Origin of the sequence: Mesorhizobium sp. Cs1299R1N1, from assembly GCF_037179655.1 — a bacterium.
GTDB lineage: Bacteria > Pseudomonadota > Alphaproteobacteria > Rhizobiales > Rhizobiaceae > Mesorhizobium > Mesorhizobium salmacidum.
The window spans coordinates 101276-125799 of sequence record NZ_JAPYKR010000006.1 but is presented as its reverse complement, the minus strand read 5'-3'; the positions used below and the strand labels follow the sequence as shown (position 1 = coordinate 125799).

Sequence of the window (24524 nt, the reverse complement as noted above, 5' to 3'; positions counted from 1 at the left end):
AGGCCAACGCTGCCGATCTCCCCCCTTGAGGGGGAGATGGCCGGCAGGCCAGAGGGGGGCGCCTTGGAACCAGCCTCTCTGCGCGCTTGGGAGTTTTTCCAATGAGCATCGCCACCCGTTCACTGCCCCGCACCATCGGCGCCCACGCGATTCTGCTGACCTACACGGCGATCGCGCTTTTCCCGGTGGTTCTGGTCATCATGAATTCGTTCAAGTCGCGCGCCGGCATCTTCGGCGCGCCGCTGACGCCGCCGACGCCGAAAACCTTCGACATGATCGGCTACACCACGGTGATCGGCCAGGGCGACTTCATCCATTATTTCCAGAACAGCCTCGTCGTCACCGTCGGCTCGCTGTTCTTCGTGCTGCTGTTCGGCGCCATGGCTGCCTTCGCGCTGTCGGAATACCGCTTTCGCGGCAACACGCTGATGGGGCTTTACCTGGCGCTCGGCATCATGATCCCGATCCGCCTCGCCACCGTCGCCATCCTGCAATTGATGGTGGCGAGCGGGCTGGTCAACACGCTGACCGCGCTGATCCTGGTCTACACCGCGCAAGGCCTGCCGCTTGCCGTCTTCATCCTGTCCGAATTCATGAAGCAGGTCTCCGACGACCTGAAGAACGCCGGCCGCATCGACGGGCTGTCGGAATACACCATCTTCTTCCGGCTGGTGGTGCCGCTGGTGCGGCCGTCGATGGCGACCGTCGCCGTCTTCACCATGATCCCGATCTGGAACGATCTGTGGTTCCCGCTGATCCTGGCGCCGTCGGAAGAGACCAAGACGGTGACGCTCGGCGCCCAGCTTTTCCTCGGCCAGTTCGTCACCAACTGGAACGCCATCCTGGCCGCGCTGTCGCTGGCGATCCTGCCGGTGCTGATCCTCTACGTCATCTTCTCGCGGCAGCTGATCCGCGGCATTACCTCCGGAGCCGTCAAGTGAGTTCGCAAAATCCCCTTCGCGTTATCGTCGCCGGTCTCGGCAATATGGGCCGCAGCCATGCGCTGGCCTATCACACCAATCCGGGTTTTCAGATCGCGGCGCTGGTCAACCGCTCCGACGTGCCGTTGCCTGGCGGGCTGGCCGACTATGGCATCAGGCGCTCCTTCGACGACGCGCTGCGCGAGGAAAAACCCGACGTCGCTTGCGTCGCCACCTATTCCGACAGCCACGCCGATTATGCGGTGAAGGCGTTCGAGGCCGGCTGCCATGTCTTCGTCGAAAAGCCTCTGGCAACGACGGTGGCGGACGCGGAACGCGTCGTCGCGGCGGCCAAGGCCAATGGCCGAAAACTGGTGATCGGCTATATCCTGCGTCATCACCCGTCCTGGATCAGGCTGATCGCCGAGGCGCGCAAGCTCGGCGGTCCTTACGTGTTCCGCATGAACCTCAATCAGCAATCCTCGGGCCATACCTGGGAGACGCACAAGCAGTTGATGCGGACGACGTCGCCGATCGTCGATTGCGGCGTGCACTATCTCGACGTCATGCTGCAGATCACCGACGCCAAGCCGGTCGAGGTGCGTGGCATGGGGGTGCGGCTGACCGAGGAGGTGGCGCCCTCCATGTACAACTACGGCCATCTGCAAGTGCTGTTCGATGACGGTTCGGTCGGCTGGTACGAAGCCGGCTGGGGTCCGATGATTTCGGAAACCGCCTTCTTCGTGAAGGATGTCATGTCGCCCAAGGGCTGCGTGTCGATCGTCATGAAGGAGGGCGTGAAGTCCGACGACATCGACACCCACACCAAGACCTCGACCATCCGCCTGCACAGCGCTGAAACCGGGCCGGACGGCAAATTCGCCAGGCCGGACGAGATGCTGTCGATGGAAGGCGAACCTGGCCATCAGGACCTCTGCGATCTCGAACAGGCTTTTGTCCTCAAGGCAATCCGCGAGGATATCGATCTCACCAGACACATGGACGACGCGGTGCGGTCGCTCGCCGTCTGCCTTGCCGCCGACGAGAGCGTGCGCAGCGGCAAGGCGGTGCGACTGTGACCAGGCTGTCGTCGTCAGCGCCCTACGGCGCCCCCCTCTGTCCTACCGGACATCTCCCCCTCAAGGGGGAGATCGACTGTCTCGGTTGCCTTCGCCAATCACCAACATTGCAAGGAGAAAGCCTGGATCGACGCTGCCAATCTCCCTCCTTGAGGGGGAGATGGCCGGCAGGCCAGAGGGGGGTGCTTTCGCGCCCACGCATCAATTTGGAGGACTGCCGTGGGCTCGTTGAAGATCGAGAACGTGAAAAAGGCCTTTGGGCCGGTCGAGGTGCTGAAGGGCATCGACCTCGAAGTGACGGATGGCGAGTTCGTCGTCTTTGTCGGGCCTTCGGGCTGCGGCAAGTCGACCTTGCTCCGCGTCATCGCCGGGCTGGAGGATTCGACCTCTGGCCGGGTGCTGATCGATGGTGACGACGTCTCCGTCACGCCGCCGGCAAAACGCGGCATCGCTATGGTGTTCCAGACCTATGCGCTTTATCCGCATCTGACGGTGAAGAACAATATGGGCCTCGGCCTCAAGCAGGCGAACACGCCGGCGGCGGAGATCGATCGCCGCATCGGCGTCGCCTCGTCCATGCTGTCGCTGGAACCCTATCTCGAAAGGCGGCCGGCGGAGCTCTCCGGCGGCCAGCGCCAGCGCGTCGCCATCGGCCGCGCCGTAGTGCGCGAGCCAAAACTGTTCCTGTTCGACGAGCCGCTGTCGAACCTTGACGCGGCACTGCGCGTCAACACGCGGCTGGAAATCGCGCAGCTGCATCGCCGGCTCAAGGCGACGATGATCTACGTCACCCACGACCAGGTCGAGGCAATGACGCTCGCCGACAAGATCGTCGTGCTCAACGCCGGAAAAATCGAGCAGATCGGCGGCCCGATGGAACTCTACAATTCGCCGGCAAACGAATTCGTCGCCGGCTTCATCGGTTCGCCGAAGATGAATTTCGTCGACGGCGCCCGGCTCGGCGAGACAGCCAAGACCATCGGCGTGCGGCCGGAGCACCTGACCGTCGATCCCAAGTCAGGCGCCTGGAAGGGCACTGTCGTCCATGCCGAGCATCTCGGCGCCGACACCAATCTTTATCTGGATTGCGAGAAGGCCGGCCTGATCACCGTGCGGATTTTCGGTGTGTACGACGCCGAACCCGGCGCTACGCTCTATGCGACGCCGGATGCGGCGAAGACGTATCGGTTCGGGGCGGATGGGAAGGTGCTGAAGTAGGGCGCGCCAACGCTTCTTGCCTTCTCCCCCTGTGGGAGAAGGTGGCCGCGAAGCGGCCGGATGAGGGGTGCTCCAGCTTGGCACCGACGGCATTCCGTCACCCACCCTTCAACCGTCTCGGCGCTGCGCGCCTCTTCCTTCTCCCACAGGGGGAGAAGGAAGAGGCGCTTAAACGTCAGCCCTAAACGTCTGCTTCTGCTGTCCCAGGCCCTCGATACCCAGCTCCACCACGTCACCCGCCTTCAGGAACACTGGCGGCTTCATGCCGAGGCCGACGCCGGGCGGGGTGCCTGTCGAAATAATGTCGCCGGGGTGCAGCGACATGAACTGGCTGAGGTAGGAGACGAGATAGGCAACGCCATAGACCATGGTCCTGGTCGAGCCGTTCTGCATCGTCTCGCCGTTGACCGTCAGCCACATTTTGAGGTTGTGCGGGTCGGCCACTTCGTCCTTGGTCACCAGCCACGGGCCGGTCGGGCCGAACGTGTCGCAGCTCTTGCCCTTCGTCCACTGGCCCTGGCGCTCGGCCTGGAAGGCGCGTTCCGACACGTCGTGCGCGACGCAATAGCCGGCGACGTAGTCGAGCGCATCGGCTTCGCTGACATATTTGGCTTTTCTGCCGATGACCACGCCGAGCTCGACTTCCCAGTCGGTCTTCTCGGAACCACGCGGGATCAGCACGTCGTCGTCCGGGCCGACGATGGCCGAGCTTGCCTTCATGAAGATGATCGGCTCAGGCGGCACGGTGGCGCCGGTTTCCGCGGCATGGTCGGAATAGTTGAGGCCGATGCAGATGAACTTGCCGGTGCCGGCAACGCAGGCGCCAAGGCGCGGCTTGCCGGAAACCACCGGCAGCGACTTCGCGTCGAGCTTCGACAGCATATCCAGCGAGGCCGGATGAAGCGTGGTGCCGGCAATATCGGCGACATGGGCGGAGAGATCGCGGATCGTTCCATCCGCATCGAGCAGGCCGGGACGTTCGCTCCCCATCTCGCCATAGCGCAGCAGTTTCATGCATCTTCTCCTGATTGCGGCCTCGCGGCCGTTCTACAAACTCTCCGCCGAGGCATCAGCCCTTCTGGAACCGGGCGGACCGTAGCCACCGGCCTGCTTCACGACAAGCGCGGACAGCCTGTTTTGGCGGCCGGCGAGCGGGATTTTCAGACTTCGCGATCCTTCGTCAAACCCGATCTTCCCGTTGCCCCCGGGCGGCGCTCAGATCGACCAGCCGCCGTCGATATTATAGGCCTGACCCGATGTGTATCTGGCGCCGGCCAGGTAGACGGCGAGATCGGCGATCTCCTCTGGCGTGCCGAGCCGGCCCATCGGCTGGCGGGCGATGAAGGCGGCGCGGGCGGCGTCGTAATCGCCCTGGGCATGCATGCGGTCCTGCAGCGACGGGCTTTCGACGGTGCCGGGGCAGATGGCGTTGCAGCGTATGCCCTTGCCGACATAGTCGGCCGCGACCGACTTGGTCAGGCCGATGACCGCCGCCTTGGTAACGCCATAGGCGAAGCGGTTCGGCACGCCCTTGGTCGAGCTGGCGAGCGAAGCCATGTTGATGATCGATCCGTCGCCGCGCTCCAGCATGCCGGGCAGCACCGCCCGGATGGTGCGGATCATGGCGCGTACATTGAGATTGAAGGCGAAATCGAGATCGGCGTCCTTCATCTCCAGGATCGAGCCCGAATGGACGAAACCGGCGCAGTTGAACAGCACATCGACGGCGCCGATCTCGGCGAAGGCGGCATTGACCGCCTCGTCGTTCAGCACATCGACCTTGCCGGTCTTGATGCCGGAGGCCTTGGCGAGTTCCGCCAGCAGCGTCTCGTTGATGTCGGTGGCATGAACGGTGGCGCCGGCCTTGGCGAAGGCCAGCGCGCTTGCCTTGCCGATACCTTGCGCCGCCGCCGTGATGACAACGACCTTGCCTGCCAGATCCGCCATATCTTTTCCTCGCCTGCTTGGGTCAATTGCCTTTATCGGCGGCCGGCGAAGGCGTCATGTGCCAGTCAGGCGCGATTGTGCGGCCTGTGCCAGTTCACTGATAAAGATGTTTTTTCTCGTTAAAGAACATATGTTCGGGCGTCAAGCCCGAACGCGATCAACAACCGCAACAGAGCTCCAGGCATGTCGTTGTCCCAAAACCGCTGCGCACTTTTGGGCGACATGCCTTAGTCCCCATAAGGCACCCAGACGTTCTTCACCTCGATCGCGCGGCGCAGCAAGGCATCGCCGGCGGCTTCTTCCGAGGCCCAGTCGAGGCTGCGGCCATTGCCGCTCCAGACGCGCTTGAGGTTGCCGATGGAGTCGGCTTCCGCTTTGGCGCAGGTCTCGGCGTCAGTGAACAGCCAGAGCCCGTCGACATCGTCGTGCTTGGCCAGCACGCCGGCAAGTTCGGCGCTGCGGCCGGTTATGATGTTGATGGCGCCGGCCGGCACGTCGGAATATTCGATGACCTGATAGAGATCGGTGGCGAGCAGCGGATAGCGCTCCGAAGGCACGGCGATCACCGTGTTGCCCATGGCCAGCGCCGGCGCGACCAGCGAGATGAAGCCGAGCAGGGGCTGATTGTCCGGCGCGACGATGCCGAGGACGCCGACCGGTTCATGCAGCGCCAGCGTCACGGCACGGGCCGGCGGCTGATGGACGCGCCCCTCGAACTTGTCGGCGAGGCCGGCATAGAGAAACAGCCGTTCGATCGAGAGCTCCACCTCGTCCCGCGCGGCCTTGGCATTGGCCCCGGTCAGTTCGGTAAGGCGGGCGGCAAACTCGCTTGCGCGGCCGGAAAGATTCTCGGCCAGGTAATAAAGCACCTGGGACCTGTTGTAGGCGGTCGCCTCCGGCCAGCTCTTGCAGGCGCGGGCAGCCGAAACCGCATCGCGGATATCCTTGCGGTTGCCGAGCCCGACTTCGCCGGCGAGTTTGCCCTTGGCCGTCGCGACCGCAATCGAGTAATTGCCGTCCGGCCGCACCTGCTTGCCGCCGATGAACAGCTTTGCCGTGCGGTCGATTGCCACGCCATCGGCCTGCTCGACGGGCTGCGCGGAGGATGTCGCCGGTTTGATCACCGGGCCGAGCGGCAGTTTCGCCGCGAGATATTCGAACATGCCCTCGCGCCCGCCTTCGCGGCCGAAGCCGCTTTCGCGATAGCCGCCGAAGCCGCAGGCGGCGTCGAACATGTTGGTGCCGTTGACCCAGACCACGCCGGCCTTCAACTGCGGCGCCACATGGAGGGCAAGATTGACGTTCTCGCTCCACACCGAGGCCGCCAGGCCATAGCGCGTGTTGTTGGCGAGCTCGATCGCTTCCTCGGTGTTGCGGAAGGTCATGGTGGCGAGCACGGGCCCGAACACTTCTTCCTGCGCCAGGATATTAGCCGGCGAAACGCCAGTAGCGAGCGTCGGCAGGTGGTAGTAACCCGACGACGGCAGCGTCGCATCCGGCTGCCAGCAGACGGCGCCCTGCCTGGCGCCCTCGGCGATCAGTCCCTTGACGCGTTCGAGCTGGGTCAGGTCGACCAGCGGGCCGATATCGGTGTTCTTGTCGAGCGGGCTGCCGACACGCAGACGGCTCATCCTGACCTTGACCTTGGCGATCAAGGCGTCGGCGATGCCTTCCTGCACCAGCAGGCGCGAACCGGCGCAGCAGACCTGGCCCTGATTGAACCAGATGCCGTCGACCAGCCCTTCCACGGCGCTGTCGAGATCGGCATCCTCGAAGACGATGAAGGCCGACTTGCCGCCGAGCTCCAGCGACAGTTTTTTGCCCGAGCCGGCGGTGGCCTTGCGGATGATCTTGCCGACCTCGGACGAGCCGGTGAAGGCGATCTTCTGGATGCCGGGGTGGTTGACGATCGCAGCACCCGCTTCCGGACCGCCCTGGACGATATTGACGACGCCCTTCGGCACACCGGCGCGTTCGCATATCTCGGCGAACAAGATGGCGGTGAGTGGCGTGAATTCGGCCGGCTTCAGCACCACGGTACAGCCCGCCGCAAGCGCCGGTGCGATCTTCCAGGCCAGCATCAGCAGCGGAAAATTCCACGGGATGATCTGGCCGACGACGCCGACACCCTTGTGGCCGGGAAAATCCCGGTCCAGCGCCTGCGCCCAGCCGGCATGATGAATGAAATGGCGGATGGCCAGTGGCACGTCGATGTCGCGGCTTTCGCGGATCGGCTTGCCGTTGTCGATTGTCTCAAGCACCGCGAACAGCCGCTGGTGGCGCTGCATGGCGCGGCCGATGGCGTAGAGCACCTTTGCGCGCTGGTAGCCGGTGCTGGCGCTCCATTTCGGCAGCGCCTTGGCCGCCGCGGCAACCGCCGCGTCGATGTCGGCGGCATTGGCGTCGGAGACTTTGGCCAGCAGCTTGCCGGAAGATGGTTCGCTGGTGTCGAAGGTCTTGCCGCCGCCCGCCGCTTTCCAGTCGCCGCCGATGAACAGCGCCTTGCCGAAATCGCGCGCCGCGAGCCAGGCGTCCGCCTCGTTACGAGCTTCCGGCGCCGGGCCGTATTCCATGGCGTGATAGCGTTCGAGAATGTTCATGGATTTGTTCCTTGCAGGCTGATCCGAAGCCTAGCACCCCTCATCCGACCGAGCTTCGCTCGGCCACCTTCTCCCACAAGGGGAGAAGGGAAGGCGCACGATTGCGGGCCAGCGAGTTGCTCACGATAGTATTCTATCGACAGGCCGGGGCAGAGCTTTTCCTTCTCCCCTTGTGGGAGAAGGTGTCGCCGAAGGCGACGAATGAGGGGTGTTCCAGCCATCACCGCGTCGATCAGTTCAAGCCATCGCGTGGCGATGATTGGCCGAATAATGCCCGGTCAGATGGTGCTCGAGCTGACGCTCGATGTCGGTCAAAAGGCTCGAGGCGCCGAAGCGGAACAGCTGCGGTTCCAGCCACGGCCTGCCGAGTTCCTCCTTCATCAGCACCAGCCAGTCGAGCGACACTTTCGCGGTGGAAATGCCGCCGGCCGGCTTGAAGCCGATGAGATAGCCGGTTTCCTCGAAATAGGCCCTGATGGCACGCACCATGGCAAGCCCGACGGGCAGCGTGGCGTTGACGCTCTCCTTGCCGGTCGAGGTCTTGATGAAATCGGCGCCCGCCATCATCGCCACCATCGAGGCAAGCATGACGTTGCGCAGCGTGGCGAGATCGCCGGTTCCCAAAATGACCTTCAGATGCGCGTCACCGCAGGCGGCGCGCATCGAAACGATTTCGTTGTAAAGCTCGCGCCACTTGGCGCCGAACACCAGGCCGCGCGGAATGACGACATCGATCTCGTCGGCTCCGTCCTTCACCGAGGCTTCGATCTCCTGCAGCCGGGTCGACAGCGGCGCCAGCCCATGCGGGAAGGCGGTGGAGACGGCGGCGACATGGACGCCGGAGCCGCGCACGGCGTCGACCGCCGTGGCGACGAAGGGATGATAGACGCAGACCGCGGCCGGCCGGATGGTTTCGCCCGCAATGCCGAGGCCTTCCATGATGTCGCGGCGCAGCGGGTTGATCGCCTTGGCGCAGAGCCGGCGCACGCGCTCCTCGGTGTCGTTGGAGTTGAGCGTCGTCAGGTCCATGCAGGCGATCGCCCGGAGCAGCCAGGCGGCCTGGTTGTCGGCCTTGATCGAGCGCCGCTTGGTCAGGCTGGCGACGCGGCGCTCCAGCGCCGAGCGGTTGACGCTGCGCACCGATTCCAGAAAACCGAGGTCGAGTTTCAGGCCTGGATTGCGCGCGATGTGATGGTCCAGCGGCACCGGCGTATTGGCGGCTGCGCGTGCCGGCAGCGGCGTCACCTTGGTGCCAAGATCGGCTTCGCGGATTGTGCTGCTCATCTCCTGCCCTTTCGTTCAGCGGCGTGCGCTCTTGGTGCGCATCGTTCTCCCAAAGCCTCGACACTTTTGGGCGACACGCACGACGATAACCCGCGAAGCCGCGCTTCACGAGTCCTCAGGCGAGGGATAGCTGAAAAAGGCCGCGAAAGCAGCTGATTTTTGACCGGAAGGTCAAAATCAGGTTTCCGGGAGACGCGCTGGCCTCAGCCGACGAAGGCCCGTTCGACGACGAAGCTCGCGGGGTGGCTGAGCGAACCTTCCTGGAAGCCGAGGCTTTCGGCCAGCTCCTTGACATCCTTCAGCATGTGCATCGAGCCGCAGATCATGATGCGGTCGGTCTTGGGATCGAGCTTCTCGACGCCGAGATCACTGTAGAATTTGCCGGAGCCGATCAGCGCGGTGATGCGGCCCATGCGTGCCGACCCCTCGCGGGTCGTCGAATTGTAGAGCGTGACGCGGCCGGCGGTCAGCTCGCCGATCAGCGGGTCGCTTTCCAGTGCCGCCACCAACTCCTGGCCGTAGATCAGCTCGGCATTGTCGCGGCAGGTGTGGGTCAGGACCAGCTGATCGAATTTCTCGTAGGTGTCGGGGTCGCGCAGCAGGCTGGCAAAGGGCGCGATGCCGGTGCCGGTCGAGATCATGAACAGGCGCTTGGCCGGGGTCAGCGCGTCGACAACCAGCGTGCCGGTCGACTTCTGGCGCATGATGACGGTGTCGCCGACCTGGATCTTCTGCAGTTCCGAGGTCAGCGGGCCGTCCGGCACCTTGATCGAGAAGAATTCCAGCTCTTCGTCCCAGGCCGGGCTGGCGACGGAGTAGGCGCGATATACCGGCTTCTCGGCATTGGGCAGGCCGATCATCACGAACTCGCCCGAGCGGAAGCGCAGCGACTGCGGGCGCGTGATGCGGAACGAGAACAGCCGGTCGGTGTAGTGCTTCACCGAGACGACCGTCTCGGCATAGACATTGGCCGGAATCGGAAACTGCAGCGGGCGGGCTTCAGCGGTGTTGAACGCGGGCGTGGTGTTCATCAATTCCAACCTTCTCGCCCAATTACAGACGCGGGCGCCAAACTTTCCCGTGGGCGCCCGAACCATTCAGGTTCCGGCGTGCCATGCACGCTACCGAAGCGGTAAGCTCTTGTGTCGGGAATTTATTAGTATACAAACGATATTTGCGTCAAGATGCCGCCGTAAAACACCTTTCCAAACTGTGGCATATCCGTAGTCCCAGCATTTCGGGTTTCGACAATGAAAGAGAATTTTTCGGTGCAGCCACCGGATTCCCTGGGCAGCGTCGTCGCCGGCATCGATGTCGGCGGAACCTTCACCGACCTGCTCCTGATCGACGGCAAGGACGGTGGCAAGGTGTATCTGGCCAAGACCCCGACCACGGTCGACAACCAGGCCTTTGGCGTGGTTTCGGCGCTTGGCGCCACCGGCTTTCCGATCGACGGCATCGACCTCATCGTGCATGGCACGACCACTACCACCAATGCGGTGCTGGAGCGCCGGCTGGCCAAGACCGGCATGATCACCACCAGCGGTTTTCGCGACGTGATCGAGCTTGGGCGGCGGACCCGGCCGCAGCCCTATGGCATGACGGGCACGTTCGTTCCGGTCATCCCGCGCAATCTGCGCCTCGAAGTGTCCGAGCGCGTCGAGGCATCAGGCGCCGTCCGCACGCCGCTTGACGAGGACGAGATGCGCGCGGCGGTGAAGACGCTGATCGCGGCCGGCTGCGAATCCCTCGTCATCCATTTCCTGCATTCCTACGCCAACCCGTCGCATGAGCGCCGCGCCGCCGAAATCGCCGCCGAATTCTGGCCGAACGGCTACATCACCACGGGCCACGCGCTGCTGTCGGAAGCGCGCGAATTCGAGCGCGGCGTGACCGCCTCGGTCAACGCCTCGGTGCAGCCGATCCTGGAGCGCTATGTCGAGCGGCTGCGCAGGGAATTGGCCGACAAGGGCTATGCCCGCGATTTTCTCATCATGAACGGCAATGGCGGCATGATCTCGGCCCGCTTCGTCACACGTGAATCGGCCAAGACGGTCATGTCGGGCCCCGCCTCCGGCGTCATCGCCGCCGCCTATACGGGCAAGCGCGCCGGCTTCGAAAACCTCGTCACCTACGACATGGGCGGCACCTCGACCGACGTGGCGCTGATCCGCAACGCCGAGCCGGCGGTCTCGAACGAGATCGAGATCGAATATGCCATGCCGATCCATGTGCCGATGGTGGCGGTGCACACGGTAGGCGCCGGCGGCGGCTCGATCGCCCGCGTCGACGCGGCCGGCCTGATCCAGATCGGTCCGGAAAGTGCGGGCGCTAATCCCGGCCCGATCTGCTACGGGCGCGGCGGGACCGAGCCGACGATCACCGACGCCAATCTGGTGCTCGGCAGGCTGGCGCCGAAGAAGCTGCTCGCCGTCGACAAGCCGGTCACATCAGAGCGCGTCACCGGCATCTTCGAGGACAGGATCGGCAAGGCAACGGGCCTGTCGGGCGTCGAGGCCGCGGGCGCAGTGCTCAGGCTCGGCAACATGAAGATGGCCGGCGCCATTCGCATGGTCTCGGTATCGCGCGGCCATGATCCCCGCGATTTCGCGCTGTTCGCCTTCGGCGGCGCCGGGCCGCTGCATGCCACCGCGCTCGCGCGTGAACTCGGCCTGCCCAAAGTGCTGGTGCCAGCGCGTCCGGGCATCACCAATGCGCTCGGCTGCGTCGTCGCCGATCTGCGCCATGACTTCGTCAACACCATCAACCAACCCGTGGCCGTGCTTGATGAAAGCCGGGTCCGTCAAGTATTGGAACGGCACCGTAACGAAGGCGAAGAGCTGATCGCCAAGGAAGCGGTGAAGCCGGAAACGATCCGCGTCACCCACTCCGCCGACATGCAGTTCGTCGGCCAGACCCACATCATCAACGTGCCGTTGCCGTCCTCCTCGGTTACCCGGCACGAATTGCAGTCCCTGTTCGAAAAAGCCTATTTCGCCCGCTTCAAGGTGGAGCTGCCGGAAATCCGCGCCAACCTCGTCAACCTCAACACCTCGGTCACCGGCGTGCGTCCGGCGATCGACTTGTCACGCCTGATCGACCCGGCCGGGCGGGCAAAAACGCTCGACGAGGCGCGGCGCGAGATCAGGCCGGTCTGGTATGGCGGCCGCTGGCATGACACGCCGGTGTATATCAGGGAAAAGCTGCCGCTCGACGCGGTCATCGAAGGCCCGGCGATCCTCGAACAGATGGACGCGACGACCGTGCTCGAACCCGGCGACCGCGCGCGATCGGACGCCGACGGGAACATCATCATCGACATTGGCGAGGCCTGAAATGAAGCTCGACGCCATTACCCTTTCGGTTCTCCAGGCCGCCTTGCAGCAGGTCTGCGACGAGATGGACCTGACCTTTTCGCGCGCCGCTTTCTCGCCCGTGATCGCCGAGGCCAATGACCGCTCGGACGGCATCTATTCGGCCGTCGATGGCTCGCTGATCGCACAAGGCAGCCAGGGCCTGCCCGTGTTTGTCGGCGTCATGCAATATTCGACCAGGACGGTGATCGAGATGATCGCCGATGGCCGCTGCCTGCCGCCTGAGCCGGGCGACATCTATATCGTCAACGACCCCTATCTCGGCGGCACGCATCTGATGGATGTGCGCTTCGTCATGCCGGTCTATCGGGGTGAAAAGATCTTCTGCTGGTTGTCGAACACAGGCCATTGGCCCGACATTGGCGGTTCGGTGCCGGGCGGCTTTTCGGCCTCGGCAACGGCGGTCGAGCAGGAGGGCCTGCGGCTGCCGCCGGTAAAGCTGTTCAAGAAGGGCGTGCTCGATCCCGAAATCTACGCCATCATCTGCTCCAACATCCGGGTTGCCGACCAGCGCATCGGCGACATCCGGGCCCAGGCCGCCGCGCTGTTGATCGGCCAGGACAGGCTCGATGGAATCCTGGATCGTTACGGGGATGAAACGGTTGTCGAAGCGATCGCCGAACTGCGCCGCCGTGCCGCCGAGCAGATGCGCGCCAACATAGCGGCCATTCCCGACGGCACCTACCGCTCCGTGGCCTTTGTCGATTCCGACGGGGTGGTCAACGAACCGCTGACCATCGCGCTCGCCGTCGAGAAGAAGGGCGACACGCTGACCTTCGATTTTTCGGGGTCGTCAAAGCCCTGTGCGGGGCCGATGAACAGCGTGCTGGCGACGACCCTGTCCTCGGTCTATCTCGCCATGCGCCACATCTTCCCCGATGTGCCGATCAGCGCCGGCGCTTTCGAGCCCCTGATCGTCAAGCGGCCGGAAGGCACCTTCCTCGACGCGAAGTATCCGCGCCCCGTATCGGGCTGTGCGGCCGAAGTGTCGCAGCGCATTGCCGAGGCGGTGTTCGCGGCCATGGTGCAGGCACTGCCCGACAAGGTGACGGCCGCACCTGCCGGCTCCAGCGGTAATTTCGCGCTCGGCGGCAACGACCCCGCGCGCGGCCGCGACTACGTCATGTACCAGATCTCCGGCGGCGGCTATGGCGGCAATTCAGGCCATGACGGCCTCACCAATGGCTGCTCGACCATCGGCATCTCCAAGTCGCCGCCGGTCGAGATCATGGAGCAGGCCTTTCCGGTGCTTTACCGGCACTATGCCTTGCGCGAAGGCTCGGGCGGCGCCGGCAAGCATCGCGGCGGTTTTGGCCTCGCCTACGAGGTCGAGATCCTGCGCGGCGAGGCGCGTGCCTCCTTCGTCATGGACCATGGCCGCTTCGGCCCGCAGGGCGCCCTTGGCGGTGGGGATGGCGAGCCCAACAGCGTGATCGTCTTCCGCAATGGCGGGGAACACGTACCGCCGCACCTCTCCAAGGAGCAGGACATCTCGCTAAAGGCCGGCGACCGCGTGCGCGTCGGCACGCCGGGTGGTGGCGGCTATGGCGATCCGCGTCAGCGCGATGCCGATCAGGTGCTGCGCGATGTGGCCCTGGGGTACTATACCCCACGGCAAGCCTGGGAAAAATTCGGCGTCGTGCTGTCGGCAGGAGTCGTTGATCGCGAAGCAACGGAAAAGCAACGCGCCGGCTAAAACTGTCGGTCATTGTGCGGTTCCTCACCGCGCCGTGATCGCCGCAGCACATGTCGTTTCCGTCTCCGACGATGATCGGAAAGACAGCGCATTTGCGGTTGCCGTTCACCTCGGTCGGAACCGGGCTCAGCATCGACATCGACGGCAAGCCTGTACGCGCGGTCGTCGCGCCGATGCCATTCTTCGACCCGGAAGGGATAAGATTGAGAGGCTAGCCCGGTTGCGCCGATGGATTGCCTTGGCGATTAGCCGAAACGTCTTCGTCATCCACGGGCGGAGCAAGGAGCGTAGCGACGCGGCGCAGACCCGAGATACATGCCGCGACCTCAGAGCGTTGCGACGCCGCAGAACCTGATCCGCTGCACTTTCGGTCGAAGTCCCGGCATGGATACCAGGGTCTCCGCGACGCCGCTTCGCGGCTGCTCCGCCCTGGTATGACGAAAATTGGGGAGGCTCCGGTCAAACGCGAATATTCAGCCGGCTCATCACCCCCGCCGATCCAGTCTCGCCACCAGCCGGTCACCCACCCACTGGATGCCGCAGACCAGGATGATCAGCACGATCACCACGGCGACCATCACCGACGTCTCGAACCGCTGATAGCCGTATCGGATGGCGAGGTCGCCGAGGCCGCCGGCGCCGATGGCGCCCGCCATTGCCGAGGCGCCGATGAGTGTGACCAGCGTCACCGTGAAGCCGGCGACGATGCCAGGCAACGCTTCCGGCACCAGCACCTCGCGGATGATCGTCCAACGGTTGCCGCCCATGGCGCGCGCCGCCTCGATCAGGCCGTGGTCGACCTCGCGCAGCGAGACTTCGGCGATACGCGCATAGTAGGGCGTTGCGGCGATCGACAGCGGCACGATCGCCGCCCATGTGCCGATCGACGTGCCGACGATCAGCCGTGTAATCGGGATCAGCGCCACCAGAAGGATGATGAAGGGCACCGAGCGGAAGCCGTTGATGACGGCGCCGAGCACGCGGTTCACCCACGGGCTTTCGGCAATGCCGCCGCGTTCGGTGGCGATCAAGGCCAGCCCGAGCGGCAGGCCGAACACCAGTGAGATCAGGCCGGAGGCGGCCGTCATCAGCACCGTCTCCCAGATCGATCGCAACAGAAGCTCAAACAGGATCGGCGACATGGCCAAGTACCTCCACCCGCGCCTGGCGGGACTTCAGGAATGTGATCACTTCTGCGAGGTGGCTTGCGTCGCTGCCGGAGATGGAGAGGAACAGCGTTCCGACCGGCTGTTGCTGGATATGGTCGATGCCGCCATGGATGAGGCGAAAAGCACCGGGCACGGCGGCGGCGAGGTCGGATAGCAGCGGCCCCCGCGCCGCTTCGCCCGCCACGTCGACGCGCAAGATCGTTTCGGTGCCGCCCGCCGGCAGCAGCCGCGCCGCCAGCTCCGGCGGAAGCTGCGGGCGGATGGCGCCGAGCAGGCTGCGGGTGATCTCGGAACGTGGATCGGCGAACACCGACCAGACTGGCCCTTCCTCGACGATGCGCCCGGCGTCGATCACCGCCACGCGGTCGGCGATCGAGCGGATCACCTCCATCTCATGGGTGATCAGCAGGATGGTCAGGCCGAGCCGCCGGTTGATGTCTTTCAGCAAGGCAAGGATGGAGCGGGTCGTCTCCGGGTCGAGCGCCGAGGTCGCCTCGTCCGACAGAAGCAGCGCTGGCCGCGCGGCAAGCGCCCTGGCAATGCCGACACGCTGCTTCTGGCCGCCGGAGAGCGACGCCGGATAGGCTTTCGCCTTCTCCGACAGGCCGACGAGATCGAGCAGTTCTGCTGCTCGCTTCAGCCGCACCGCCTTCGGCCGGCCCTCGATCTTGAGCGGCAGCGCCACATTGTCCTCGACCGTCTTGGCCGACAGCAGGTTGAAATGCTGGAAGATCATGCCGATGCGCCGCCGCAGCGGCTGCAGGTCGCGTTCGCCAAGCCGGCTGATCTCGCGGCCCTCGATGAAGACCTCGCCGGAATCGGGACGCTCCAGCCCGTTCAGGCAGCGGATCAGCGTCGATTTGCCGGCGCCGCTGCGGCCGATGATGCCGAGGATCTCCCCCTGGCGCACCGTCAAGGAAATGCCGTCGAGCGCCGCCGTCGCGCCGAAACGGCGCTTCAGGTCGACAAGCCGCACCACGTCCTGTGTAGCGGCCTGATCCCCGGGCTCGGTGGGTGCGGTGAAATGCTGGTTCATAGGCGGATCCTGAAAATACGATCGCGGCCCGCGCATTGCGCGGACCGCTGTCCCGGCCAAAGGCACATCAGTGCCCGGATGGTCTTAATAGGCGCTGAGGCCTGTGCCTTTGTAGACCTTGTCGAACTCGGCCTTGACCGCGTCGTTCTGGTAGGACGCCACCAGCGTCTTCACCCAGGCCTCGTTTTCGTTGCCGGCCTTCACCGCGATGAAGTTGCGGTAGGGATTGTCTGCGATAGGCTCCTGGGCGATGCGGTTTTCCGGCGTCAGGCCGCTTTTCAGCGCCCAGTCGGTGTTGACCACGGCGGCGTCGAGGTCCTCGACCGAACGGCCGACGATGCCGGCGTCGAGTTCCTTGATCTCGACCTTCTTGGGATTTTCGGCGATGTCGGCGGTGGTGGCGAGAATGCCGGTGCCATCCCTGAGCTTGATCACGCCCTCATTCTGCAGCACGCGCAGCGCCCGGCCTTCGTTGGACGGGTCGTTCGGCAGGCCGATCACCGCGCCCTCCGGCAGGTCCGCGACCTCCTTGTACTTCTTTGAGTAGAGGCCGATTGGCCACACGCCGGTATAGCCGACGCGCACGATGTGATAGCCCTGCGTCTTGATCTGGTTGTCGAGATAAGGCTGGTGCTGGAAGGCGTTGGCGTCGATCTCGCCGCGCTCCAGCGCCTCGTTGGGCTGGGTGTAGTCGTTGAACACCACGGTCTCGATGCTCAGGCCCTTCTCGGCGGCTTTAGCGACCACGACGCGCCAGACATCCTCGTCCTCGCCGCTGATGATGCCGACCTTGATCGCCTTCTTGTCCTCGGCGAACGACACATGCGGTGCCATCAGGCTGCCGATAGCAACAGCCGAGGCGAACAGCAGAGCCAGGCCGCTGCGGCGGTTCAGGGTTGACCTGGGGGAAAAAGACGAAGTGTTGGTGAGGTCGGACATGATTGATCTCTGCGGTTGTGAAGTCATGGCAGCAAGGCGGATTGCCCAGGTCACATCGTCAGAAATTCTATCGATTTTATCAAAGAACATGTTTCGCCGTTCTCGGCAAAGCCGGGAATATTCTCTCAAAAATTCCGGGGAAGGGAGCACAAGACGCGCTTCGAGGACATCGCCCGGAAATGATGGACGTCCTTCGTCCGGCGGGTTCATCCATGGCGAGCGGAAGTCAAAAGCTCTGCGGCTTGCCCAGCCACCTTTTCGTGAAGGCGTGCGGGTTGATCCGGCGGTCTGCTTGCCTAGGTAGAGAGGGCGGCCGGGCGCCACGCGATCCCAACTAATCGGTATGACATTTTCCTATATTCGAAAGCTTGCCCTTTCTGGCCTCATCATCGTCGTCCAGTCTTCCTGCGTCGTTCCCGACGACACGTCGCGCATGACCAAGGTCGATCCCACCGCGGCGGCCGCTCGCAAGGAGATGGTCGGCCTCAGCGAAGCCGACGTTCGAATGTGCGCGGGGTTTCCGACCGCCACCGCGGATGTCGGCCAGTCCGGGCAGATCTGGACCTATAAGCGCGTCGTCCAGCGCGGCAATCTCAGCGTCGTCGTTCCTGCCTTGGCCGTGGGGGCCATCCCGACGGTCGGCGGTTCCGTCAATGTCGCTCCCGGCGGCTACTGCGACACGCAGGTTCGCATGGTCGGCGGCCGCGTCGCTGAAGTTGCCTACGCCGGCGACAACAACCTGCCGAACAAGCGCGACGCGCTTTGTGTCTCCACCGTGGATGCTTGCGTGGCCTATGCCCGACAACACAGGCCGGCGGCCAAATAGCGGCAGCGGATTTCTCGGGAACCAGCGATGGCCGGACACTCGGTGTTTGACGCGGATGGCGTTGAGGGCTTGACTGAGCCGCCGGACCGAATACGCTGAGGCAAATACCGGCTTTGATCGCCGGGCGGCAAACATGCCTCGTATGCCTCGCCCTTCCCGGCGCTGGCTGCGGGGCATTGTCATTTCTGGGGTTCTGTTTGAAACGGCGCATCGAGATCGGCATCCTCTATTCTCGCTCCGGGAGCTACCAGCTCGTTTCCGATGCGTGCCGCATCGGCGCCATGCGCGCCATCGCCGACATCAATGCCGACAGGAGCTCGGGCATCGAGTTGGTACCGGTTGAGCGCGATCCGCAAAGCAATGCCGATCGCTACGCGATGCTGTGCGAGGACATTTTCAGGACCAGCAGCGCGCGCCACGTCGTCGGCTGCGTCACCTCCTGGAGCCGCAAGGAGACGATTCCGGTGCTGGAAAAGGCCGGCGGCATGCTCTGGTATGCCTGCCCCTATGAGGGCTTCGAGGCCAACGAGCATGTCGTCTACATGCATGCCTGTCCCAACCAGCATCTGGTGCCGCTGCTGGCCCATGCCGTGCCGCGCTTCGGTGCCGACGGTTTTCTGCTCGGCTCGAACTACATCTGGGGCTGGGAGATGAACCGCGTGGCACGCGACCTGATCGCCGACGCCGGCGGCAAGGTTTTGGGCGAGCGCTATCTGCGCATCGGCGAGACCGACGTGTCGCGGCTGATCGCCGAAATCCGGGCGACGCGGCCGAATTTCATCCTCAACAATCTGATCGGCACCTCGTCCTATGCCTTCCTGGCGGCCTATCGTGATCTGGCGGGCGAGGATGCCGCTTTCAGTCCTGACTCTTGCCCGGTGATCTCCTGCAACCTAACCGAAGGCGAGTTGCCGGCGATCGGCGAAACGGGCAAGGGCCATCTATCGGTCGGGCCTTATTTCGCGCCAAGGCCGGCCGCCTTCGCCTCCTCCTTCGAAGCCTCCGCCTATGCCTCGGTGCAAGTGATGGCCGACGTGCTGTCGCGCGACCCCGACGCCGGTCCGGCGGAATTTTCAAAAGCCTTCGCCGAACGGCGCTTCTCCACCCGGCTCGGCCCGATCGCCATCGATGCGCACTCCCAGCACGCCACGCTGCCTGTCATCATCGGCCGGATCGCGGATGGCTACTTCGAAGTCGTCAGCCGAGAGGACGAGGTCGCACCGGACCCCTATCTGTCGCGCTACGACCCCGCAAAAACATTCGGCCGGCCGCGCTTGCGGGTGGTGTCGTGACCCGGACCCCGCGCATCCCCAATCTTGGCGGCGCCAGGGCCTTTGTCCTGCATCGTCCGCACCCGACGGTGCAGGCGATCACCAGGCAATTGTCGGCTATCGGCCTGGTCACCGTCGACTGTTGGCCGGAACTGGCGCCGGAGGCGCTGGCCGCGGACTTCGTCTTCTTCGACGCCGATCTCGGTTTCGACGAGCAATTCCCCTGGAAGCCGGGCGAGGCGCCGATGCCACTGGTGGCATTGATCGGCTCCGAGGCGCCCGGCCGCATAGAATGGGCGCTGTCGCACAAGGCCGACGCCCAGCTCCTGAAGCCGGTCGGCAATGCCGGCGTCTACAGCGCGCTGCTCATCGCGCGCCAGGGATTCGAGGCGAGAAAACATTTAGCCGGCGAGATCGCCGCGCTGCGCCAGCGCGTCGCCGAACGCCAGACCATCGTGCGGGCTGTCTCGGCTTTGTCGAAAGGCAGCGACGACGACCGCGCCTATGCGCAGCTGCGCTCGCTGGCGATGAGCTGGCAGATCAGCGTCGAGGACGCCGCGCGACGTATCGTGGCGATGACCGAAGACGTAACGGGAGATGCCAAGACCGGAGAAGAGAGCGGCGATGACCAGTCCCATCGCGCCTGATCTCACGGCCGGACGCATGCCGGCCAAGCCGCGCGCCGGCGTCTGGCGCCGGCTGGTCAAGCGGCGCCTTGCGCTGCTCGGCCTGGTCATCGTCGGCGTCGTCGTCGCGGGCGCGATCCTGGCGCCGTGGCTGACCGGCTATGATCCCAACGAACAGATGTTCGACGGCCTGACCATCGAGGGCTCGCCTTTGCCGCCGAGCGCAAAATTCTGGCTGGGCACCGACCTGCTCGGGCGCGACCTGTTGACCCGCATCCTCTATGGCGCCCGCACCTCGCTGATCATCGGCATCGTCGCCAATGGCGTGGCGCTGTTCATCGGCACGCTTGTCGGCGTCACCGCGGGCTATTTCCGCGGCTGGATCGGCAGCGCGCTGATGCGCTTCACCGATCTGATGATGGCCTTTCCCGCGCTTCTGCTCGCCATCTGCCTGGCGGCGGTATTCCAGCCCAGCCTGTGGATCGTGGCGATGGTGATCGCGCTGGTCAACTGGGTGCAGACCGCTCGCGTCATCTACACCGAGACGTCTTCGCTCGCCGAACGCGAGTTCATCGATGCCGAGCGCACCATCGGGGCGAGCGCGCCGCGCATCCTGTTTCGCCACATCCTGCCGCATCTCCTGCCGACCATCATCGTCTGGGGCACGCTCGGCATCTCGACCACCGTGCTGCTCGAAGCCACGCTCTCCTTCCTCGGCATCGGCGTGCAGCCGCCGACGGCCTCCTGGGGCAACATCATCTTCGAGAACCAGACCTACTTTCAGGCGGCGCCCTGGCTGGTGTTCTTCCCCGGCGCCGCGATCCTGGCGCTGGCGCTGGCCTTCAACCTGATCGGCGATGCGCTGCGCGACATCCTCGACCCGACGCAGAGGGGCCGGGCATGATCGCCTATCTCGGCCGCCGCCTGATCCAATCGCTGCTGATCCTGCTCGGCGTCTCGCTGATCACTTTCGCGCTGCTCTATCTCCTGCCCGCCGATCCGGTGCGCCAGATCGCCGGCCGCAGCGCCACGCCGCAGACGGTCGAGAACATCCGCCAGCAGCTCGGCCTCGACCAGCCCTTCGTCGTCCAGTACTGGCACTACCTGACCAAGCTCGTCAGCGGCGATCTCGGCCGCTCCTATATCCAGCGCTCCGAGGTGACCGAGCTCATCGTCTCACGGCTGCCGGCCAGCCTGCTTCTGATGCTCGGCGCCATCCTGTGCGAACTGCTGATCGGTCTCTCCATGGGCCTGATCGCAGCCGTCAAGCGCGGCACCGCCACCGACCAGACCTTGATGGTCGCCTCCTTCGTCGGCGTCTCGGCGCCGCAATTCGTCGTCGGTCTGCTGCTGCTCTACGTCTTTGCCGTCAGGCTGAGCTGGTTCCCGATCGGCGGCTACGGCACCTGGCGCCACCTCGTGCTGCCCTCGCTGACCATGGGCATCCTCGGTGCCGGCTGGTACGCGCGCATGATGCGCTCGTCGATGATCGACGTGCTGCGCCAGGATTATGTGCGCACCGCGCGTGCCAAAGGTCTGGCGCGCGGCGCCATCATCTTCCGCCACGCTCTGCCCAACGCCATCCTGCCGGTCATCGCCATGATCGGCATCGACATCGGCATCTTCATGGGCGGCATCGTCGTCGTCGAAAGCGTGTTCGGCTGGCCAGGCATCGGCCAGCTCGCATGGCAGGCCATCCAGCGCGTCGACATCCCGATCATCATGGGCGTCACCCTGGTCTCGGCCTTCGCCATCGTGCTCGGCAACCTCCTGGCCGACATCATCGCGCCCTTCATCGACCCCCGTATCAAACTGAGATGAGCATCAAGCTCGGATGAAACCAAGAACACAAACAGAGAAAGGGAACATAACAATGAAAAAGTTTCTCGCATCGACCGTGGCCGCATCGGCGCTGGCGCTGATGCTTGGCATGACGAGCGCCCGGGCCGAGGACACGATCGATCCCAACGCCAAGCAGGGCGGCGCCATCACCATCACCTACAAGGACGACGTCGCGACCCTCGATCCGGCGATCGGCTATGACTGGCAGAACTGGTCGATGATCAAGAGCCTGTTCGACGGGCTGATGGAGTACGAGCCCGGCACCACCAATCTCAAGCCCGACCTCGCCGAGAGCTACGAGATTTCGCCTGACGGCAAGACCTTCACCTTCAAGCTGCGCCATGGCGTGAAGTTCCACAATGGCCGCGAGATGACCGCCGACGATGTCAAATATTCGCTCGACCGCGTCACCAATCCGAAGACGCAGAGCCCCGGCGCCGGCTTCTTCGGCTCGATCAAGGGCTATGAGGATGTCGCCGCCGGCAAGGCCGAAAGCTTAGCCGGTGTCACCGTCGTCGACCCCTACACGGTGAAGTTCGAACTGACCCGCCCGGACGCCACCTTCCTGCATGTCATGGCCATCAACTTCTCGCATGTCGTGCCGAAGGAGGAGGTCGAGAAATACGGCGCCGATTTCGGCAAGCACCCGGTCGGCACCGGCGCCTTCAAGCTGGCCGAGTGGACGCTCGGCCAGCGCATCGTCTTCGAGCGCAACCCGGACTACTGGCACAAGGGCCTGCCGCATCTCGACAAGATCACCTTCGAGATCGGCCAGGAGCCGATCGTGGCGCTGCTGCGCCTGCAGAAGGGCGAGATCGACGTGCCCGGCGACGGCATTCCGCCGGCAAAATTCCAGGAGGTGATGGCCGATCCCGAGCAGAAGGCGCGCGTCGTCGAAGGCGGCCAGCTGCACACCGGCTACGTCACCATGAACACCACCATGGCACCGTTCGACAATGTGAAGGTGCGCCAGGCCGTCAACATGGCGCTCAACAAGGCGCGCATCATCCAGATCATCAACGGTCGCGCCGTGCCGGCCAACCAGCCGCTGCCGCCGTCGATGCCGGGCTACGACACGGAGTACAAGGGCTATCCCTATGATGTCGCCAAGGCCAAGGCGCTGCTGGCCGAGGCCGGCCATCCCGATGGCTTCGAGACGCAATTGTTCGCCATGAACACCGACCCCAACCCGCGCATCGCCCAGGCGATCCAGCAGGACCTGGCGGCGATCGGCATCAAGGCCAGCATCCAGTCGCTGGCGCAGGCCAACGTCATTGCCGCCGGCGGCGACAAGGCCGGCGCGCCTATGATCTGGTCGGGCGGCATGGCCTGGATCGCCGACTTCCCCGATCCGTCCAACTTCTACGGCCCGATCCTCGGCTGCGCCGGCGCGGTTCCCGGCGGCTGGAACTGGTCGTGGTATTGCAACAAGGATCTCGATGCCAAGGCGGCCGAGGCGGACTCGGTGGTCGACCCGGCCAAGGCCCCCGAGCGCGACAAGATGTGGAGCGCCATCTACGACAAGGTGATGGAGGACGCGCCCTGGGCGCCGGTCTTCAACGAGCAGCGCTTCACCATGAAATCGGCCCGCATGGGCGGCGCCGACAATCTCTATGTCGACCCGGTCCATATCCCGATCAACTACGACAATGTGTACGTAAAAGATGTGCAATAACTGCGACTACACCATCCACGGGCGCCATCACCATTTCGGCTGGGATAATTCGTTTGTCCCGGCCGAGCGTGTGGCGCCCGGCTCGACCATCGAGTTCCAGTGCCTGGATGCCGGCGGTGGCCAGCTGAAGCCGGATAGCACCGCCGCCGACATTGCCAAGCTCGACTTTGGCCAGATCAATCCGGTCACCGGTCCGATCTTCGTCGAGGGTGCCGAGCCGGGCGACGCGCTGAAGGTGACGATCGAGGTGTTCAAACCGTCCGGTTTCGGCTGGACGGCGAACATTCCGGGTTTTGGCCTGCTCGCCGACGACTTCAAGGAGCCGGCGCTGAACATCTGGAAATACGACGCCGTCTCGCTCGAGCCGGCATTGTTCGGCAAAAACGCCCGTGTGCCGCTGAAGCCATTCGCCGGCACGATCGGCAATGCGCTGGCTGAGATGGGCCACCACTCGGTGGTGCCGCCGCGCCGCGTCGGCGGCAATCTCGACATCCGCGATCTCGCCGCCGGCACCACGCTCTATCTGCCGGTGGAGGTGGCGGGCGCGCTGTTCTCGGTCGGCGACACCCACGCCGCGCAAGGCGACGGCGAGGTCTGCGGCACGGCCATCGAAAGCCCGATGGATGTCGTGCTGAAACTCGATTTGGTGAAAGATGCGCGGCTGAAGACGCCACGCTTCACCACATCGGGACCGGTGACCAGGCATCTCGATGCCAAGGGTTATGAGGTGACGACGGGGATCGGTCCGGACCTGATGAGTGGCGCGAAGGAAGCGGTTACCCAGATGGTCGACCTGCTCGCCGGCCGCTACCAGATCGACCCGGTCGAAGCCTACATGCTGGCCTCGGTCTGCGGCGATCTCAGGATCAGCGAGATTGTCGACATGCCGAACTGGGTGGTGTCGTTCTATTTTCCCCGTTGCGTGTTTGAATGAAGTTGGGTCAGCGCCAAGGCACCCCCCTCTGCCCTGCCGGGCATCTCCCCCTCAAGGCGGGAGATCGGATGTCACCTCGGTCTTCGCC

General features: G+C 64.5%; 20 protein-coding genes. 12 read left to right on the top strand and 8 right to left on the bottom strand.

What is annotated here, in order from left to right; all coding sequences use genetic code 11:
• Nucleotides 1-101: 101 nt before the first annotated feature.
• The 3 genes from O7A70_RS14800 (at nt 102) to O7A70_RS14790 (ending at nt 3217) form a co-directional block, all read left to right on the top strand.
• On the top strand, nt 102-941 hold the full coding sequence (locus O7A70_RS14800) for a carbohydrate ABC transporter permease (protein ID WP_027142496.1): 840 nt from the start codon (nt 102-104) through the stop codon (nt 939-941).
• Entirely contained in the window at nt 938-1999 is a 1062-nt protein-coding gene (locus tag O7A70_RS14795; protein WP_337141013.1) for a Gfo/Idh/MocA family protein, read from the top strand. The genes O7A70_RS14800 and O7A70_RS14795 overlap by 4 nt, the downstream gene beginning before the upstream one ends.
• A gap of 219 nt (nt 2000-2218) precedes the next feature.
• A complete protein-coding gene (locus O7A70_RS14790) occupies nt 2219-3217 on the top strand; it encodes an ABC transporter ATP-binding protein (protein ID WP_337141012.1) in 999 nt (332 codons plus the stop codon).
• 168 nt (nt 3218-3385) lie between these two features.
• On the opposite strand, the gene O7A70_RS14785 is transcribed toward O7A70_RS14790, so the two are convergent.
• The 5 genes from O7A70_RS14785 to O7A70_RS14765 form a co-directional block, all read right to left on the bottom strand.
• Nucleotides 3386-4231, bottom strand: a complete 846-nt coding sequence (locus O7A70_RS14785) for a fumarylacetoacetate hydrolase family protein (RefSeq protein ID WP_337141011.1) — start codon at nt 4229-4231, stop codon at nt 3386-3388.
• Between the two features lie 201 nt (nt 4232-4432).
• A complete protein-coding gene (locus O7A70_RS14780) occupies nt 4433-5164 on the bottom strand; it encodes an SDR family oxidoreductase (protein WP_337141010.1) in 732 nt (243 codons plus the stop codon).
• Nucleotides 5165-5391: 227 nt separating this feature from the next.
• Nucleotides 5392-7764 carry an aldehyde dehydrogenase family protein gene (locus O7A70_RS14775; protein WP_337141009.1) on the bottom strand — a complete coding sequence of 791 codons (2373 nt, stop codon included), beginning with the start codon at nt 7762-7764 and terminating at the stop codon, nt 5392-5394.
• 237 nt (nt 7765-8001) lie between these two features.
• Entirely contained in the window at nt 8002-9048 is a 1047-nt protein-coding gene (gene deoC, locus O7A70_RS14770; RefSeq protein WP_337141008.1) for a deoxyribose-phosphate aldolase, read from the bottom strand.
• Between the two features lie 203 nt (nt 9049-9251).
• Nucleotides 9252-10079 (bottom strand): ferredoxin--NADP reductase, encoded by an 828-nt coding sequence (locus O7A70_RS14765; protein ID WP_337141007.1) that lies wholly within the window; start codon nt 10077-10079, stop codon nt 9252-9254.
• A 219-nt stretch (nt 10080-10298) separates the two neighbouring features.
• Here O7A70_RS14765 and O7A70_RS14760 point away from each other — a divergent pair, with 219 nt between their 5' ends.
• Together O7A70_RS14760 and O7A70_RS14755 are read left to right on the top strand one after the other, a co-directional pair.
• Nucleotides 10299-12383, top strand: coding sequence for a hydantoinase/oxoprolinase family protein (locus O7A70_RS14760; RefSeq protein ID WP_337141006.1), 2085 nt, complete (start codon nt 10299-10301; stop codon nt 12381-12383).
• 1 nt (nt 12384) lies between these two features.
• Nucleotides 12385-14118 carry a hydantoinase B/oxoprolinase family protein gene (locus O7A70_RS14755; RefSeq protein ID WP_337141005.1) on the top strand — a complete coding sequence of 578 codons (1734 nt, stop codon included), beginning with the start codon at nt 12385-12387 and terminating at the stop codon, nt 14116-14118.
• A 485-nt stretch (nt 14119-14603) separates the two neighbouring features.
• Here O7A70_RS14755 and O7A70_RS14750 read toward each other — a convergent pair whose 3' ends face one another.
• The 3 genes from O7A70_RS14750 to O7A70_RS14740 all read right to left on the bottom strand — a co-directional run bounded on the left by O7A70_RS14750 (nt 14604) and on the right by O7A70_RS14740 (nt 17262).
• On the bottom strand, nt 14604-15260 hold the full coding sequence (locus O7A70_RS14750; protein ID WP_337141004.1) for a methionine ABC transporter permease: 657 nt from the start codon (nt 15258-15260) through the stop codon (nt 14604-14606).
• Nucleotides 15241-16323, bottom strand: a complete 1083-nt coding sequence (locus O7A70_RS14745) for a methionine ABC transporter ATP-binding protein (RefSeq protein WP_337141003.1) — start codon at nt 16321-16323, stop codon at nt 15241-15243. The genes O7A70_RS14750 and O7A70_RS14745 overlap by 20 nt, the downstream gene beginning before the upstream one ends.
• A gap of 84 nt (nt 16324-16407) precedes the next feature.
• Nucleotides 16408-17262: a MetQ/NlpA family lipoprotein gene (locus tag O7A70_RS14740; RefSeq protein WP_337141002.1), complete on the bottom strand. Its 855-nt coding sequence runs from the start codon at nt 17260-17262 to the stop codon at nt 16408-16410.
• A 343-nt stretch (nt 17263-17605) separates the two neighbouring features.
• Between O7A70_RS14740 and O7A70_RS14735 the strand changes: the two genes are divergently transcribed.
• From O7A70_RS14735 to O7A70_RS14705, 7 genes are all read left to right on the top strand, one after another.
• Entirely contained in the window at nt 17606-18088 is a 483-nt protein-coding gene (locus O7A70_RS14735; RefSeq protein ID WP_337141001.1) for a hypothetical protein, read from the top strand.
• A 197-nt stretch (nt 18089-18285) separates the two neighbouring features.
• Complete coding sequence (locus O7A70_RS14730; protein WP_337140999.1) at nt 18286-19380, top strand: transporter substrate-binding protein; 1095 nt, start codon at nt 18286-18288, stop codon at nt 19378-19380.
• Nucleotides 19377-20006, top strand: coding sequence for an ANTAR domain-containing response regulator (locus tag O7A70_RS14725; protein ID WP_337140998.1), 630 nt, complete (start codon nt 19377-19379; stop codon nt 20004-20006). Before O7A70_RS14730 ends, O7A70_RS14725 begins: the two co-directional genes overlap by 4 nt.
• Nucleotides 19984-20889 (top strand): ABC transporter permease, encoded by a 906-nt coding sequence (locus O7A70_RS14720; RefSeq protein WP_337140997.1) that lies wholly within the window; start codon nt 19984-19986, stop codon nt 20887-20889. Before O7A70_RS14725 ends, O7A70_RS14720 begins: the two co-directional genes overlap by 23 nt.
• A complete protein-coding gene (locus O7A70_RS14715; protein WP_337140996.1) occupies nt 20886-21806 on the top strand; it encodes an ABC transporter permease in 921 nt (306 codons plus the stop codon). The genes O7A70_RS14720 and O7A70_RS14715 overlap by 4 nt, the downstream gene beginning before the upstream one ends.
• 52 nt (nt 21807-21858) lie before the next feature.
• Nucleotides 21859-23502 (top strand): ABC transporter substrate-binding protein, encoded by a 1644-nt coding sequence (locus tag O7A70_RS14710; RefSeq protein ID WP_337140995.1) that lies wholly within the window; start codon nt 21859-21861, stop codon nt 23500-23502.
• Complete coding sequence (locus O7A70_RS14705; RefSeq protein ID WP_337140994.1) at nt 23492-24436, top strand: acetamidase/formamidase family protein; 945 nt, start codon at nt 23492-23494, stop codon at nt 24434-24436. Before O7A70_RS14710 ends, O7A70_RS14705 begins: the two co-directional genes overlap by 11 nt.
• The last annotated feature ends 88 nt before the right edge of the window (nt 24437-24524 follow it).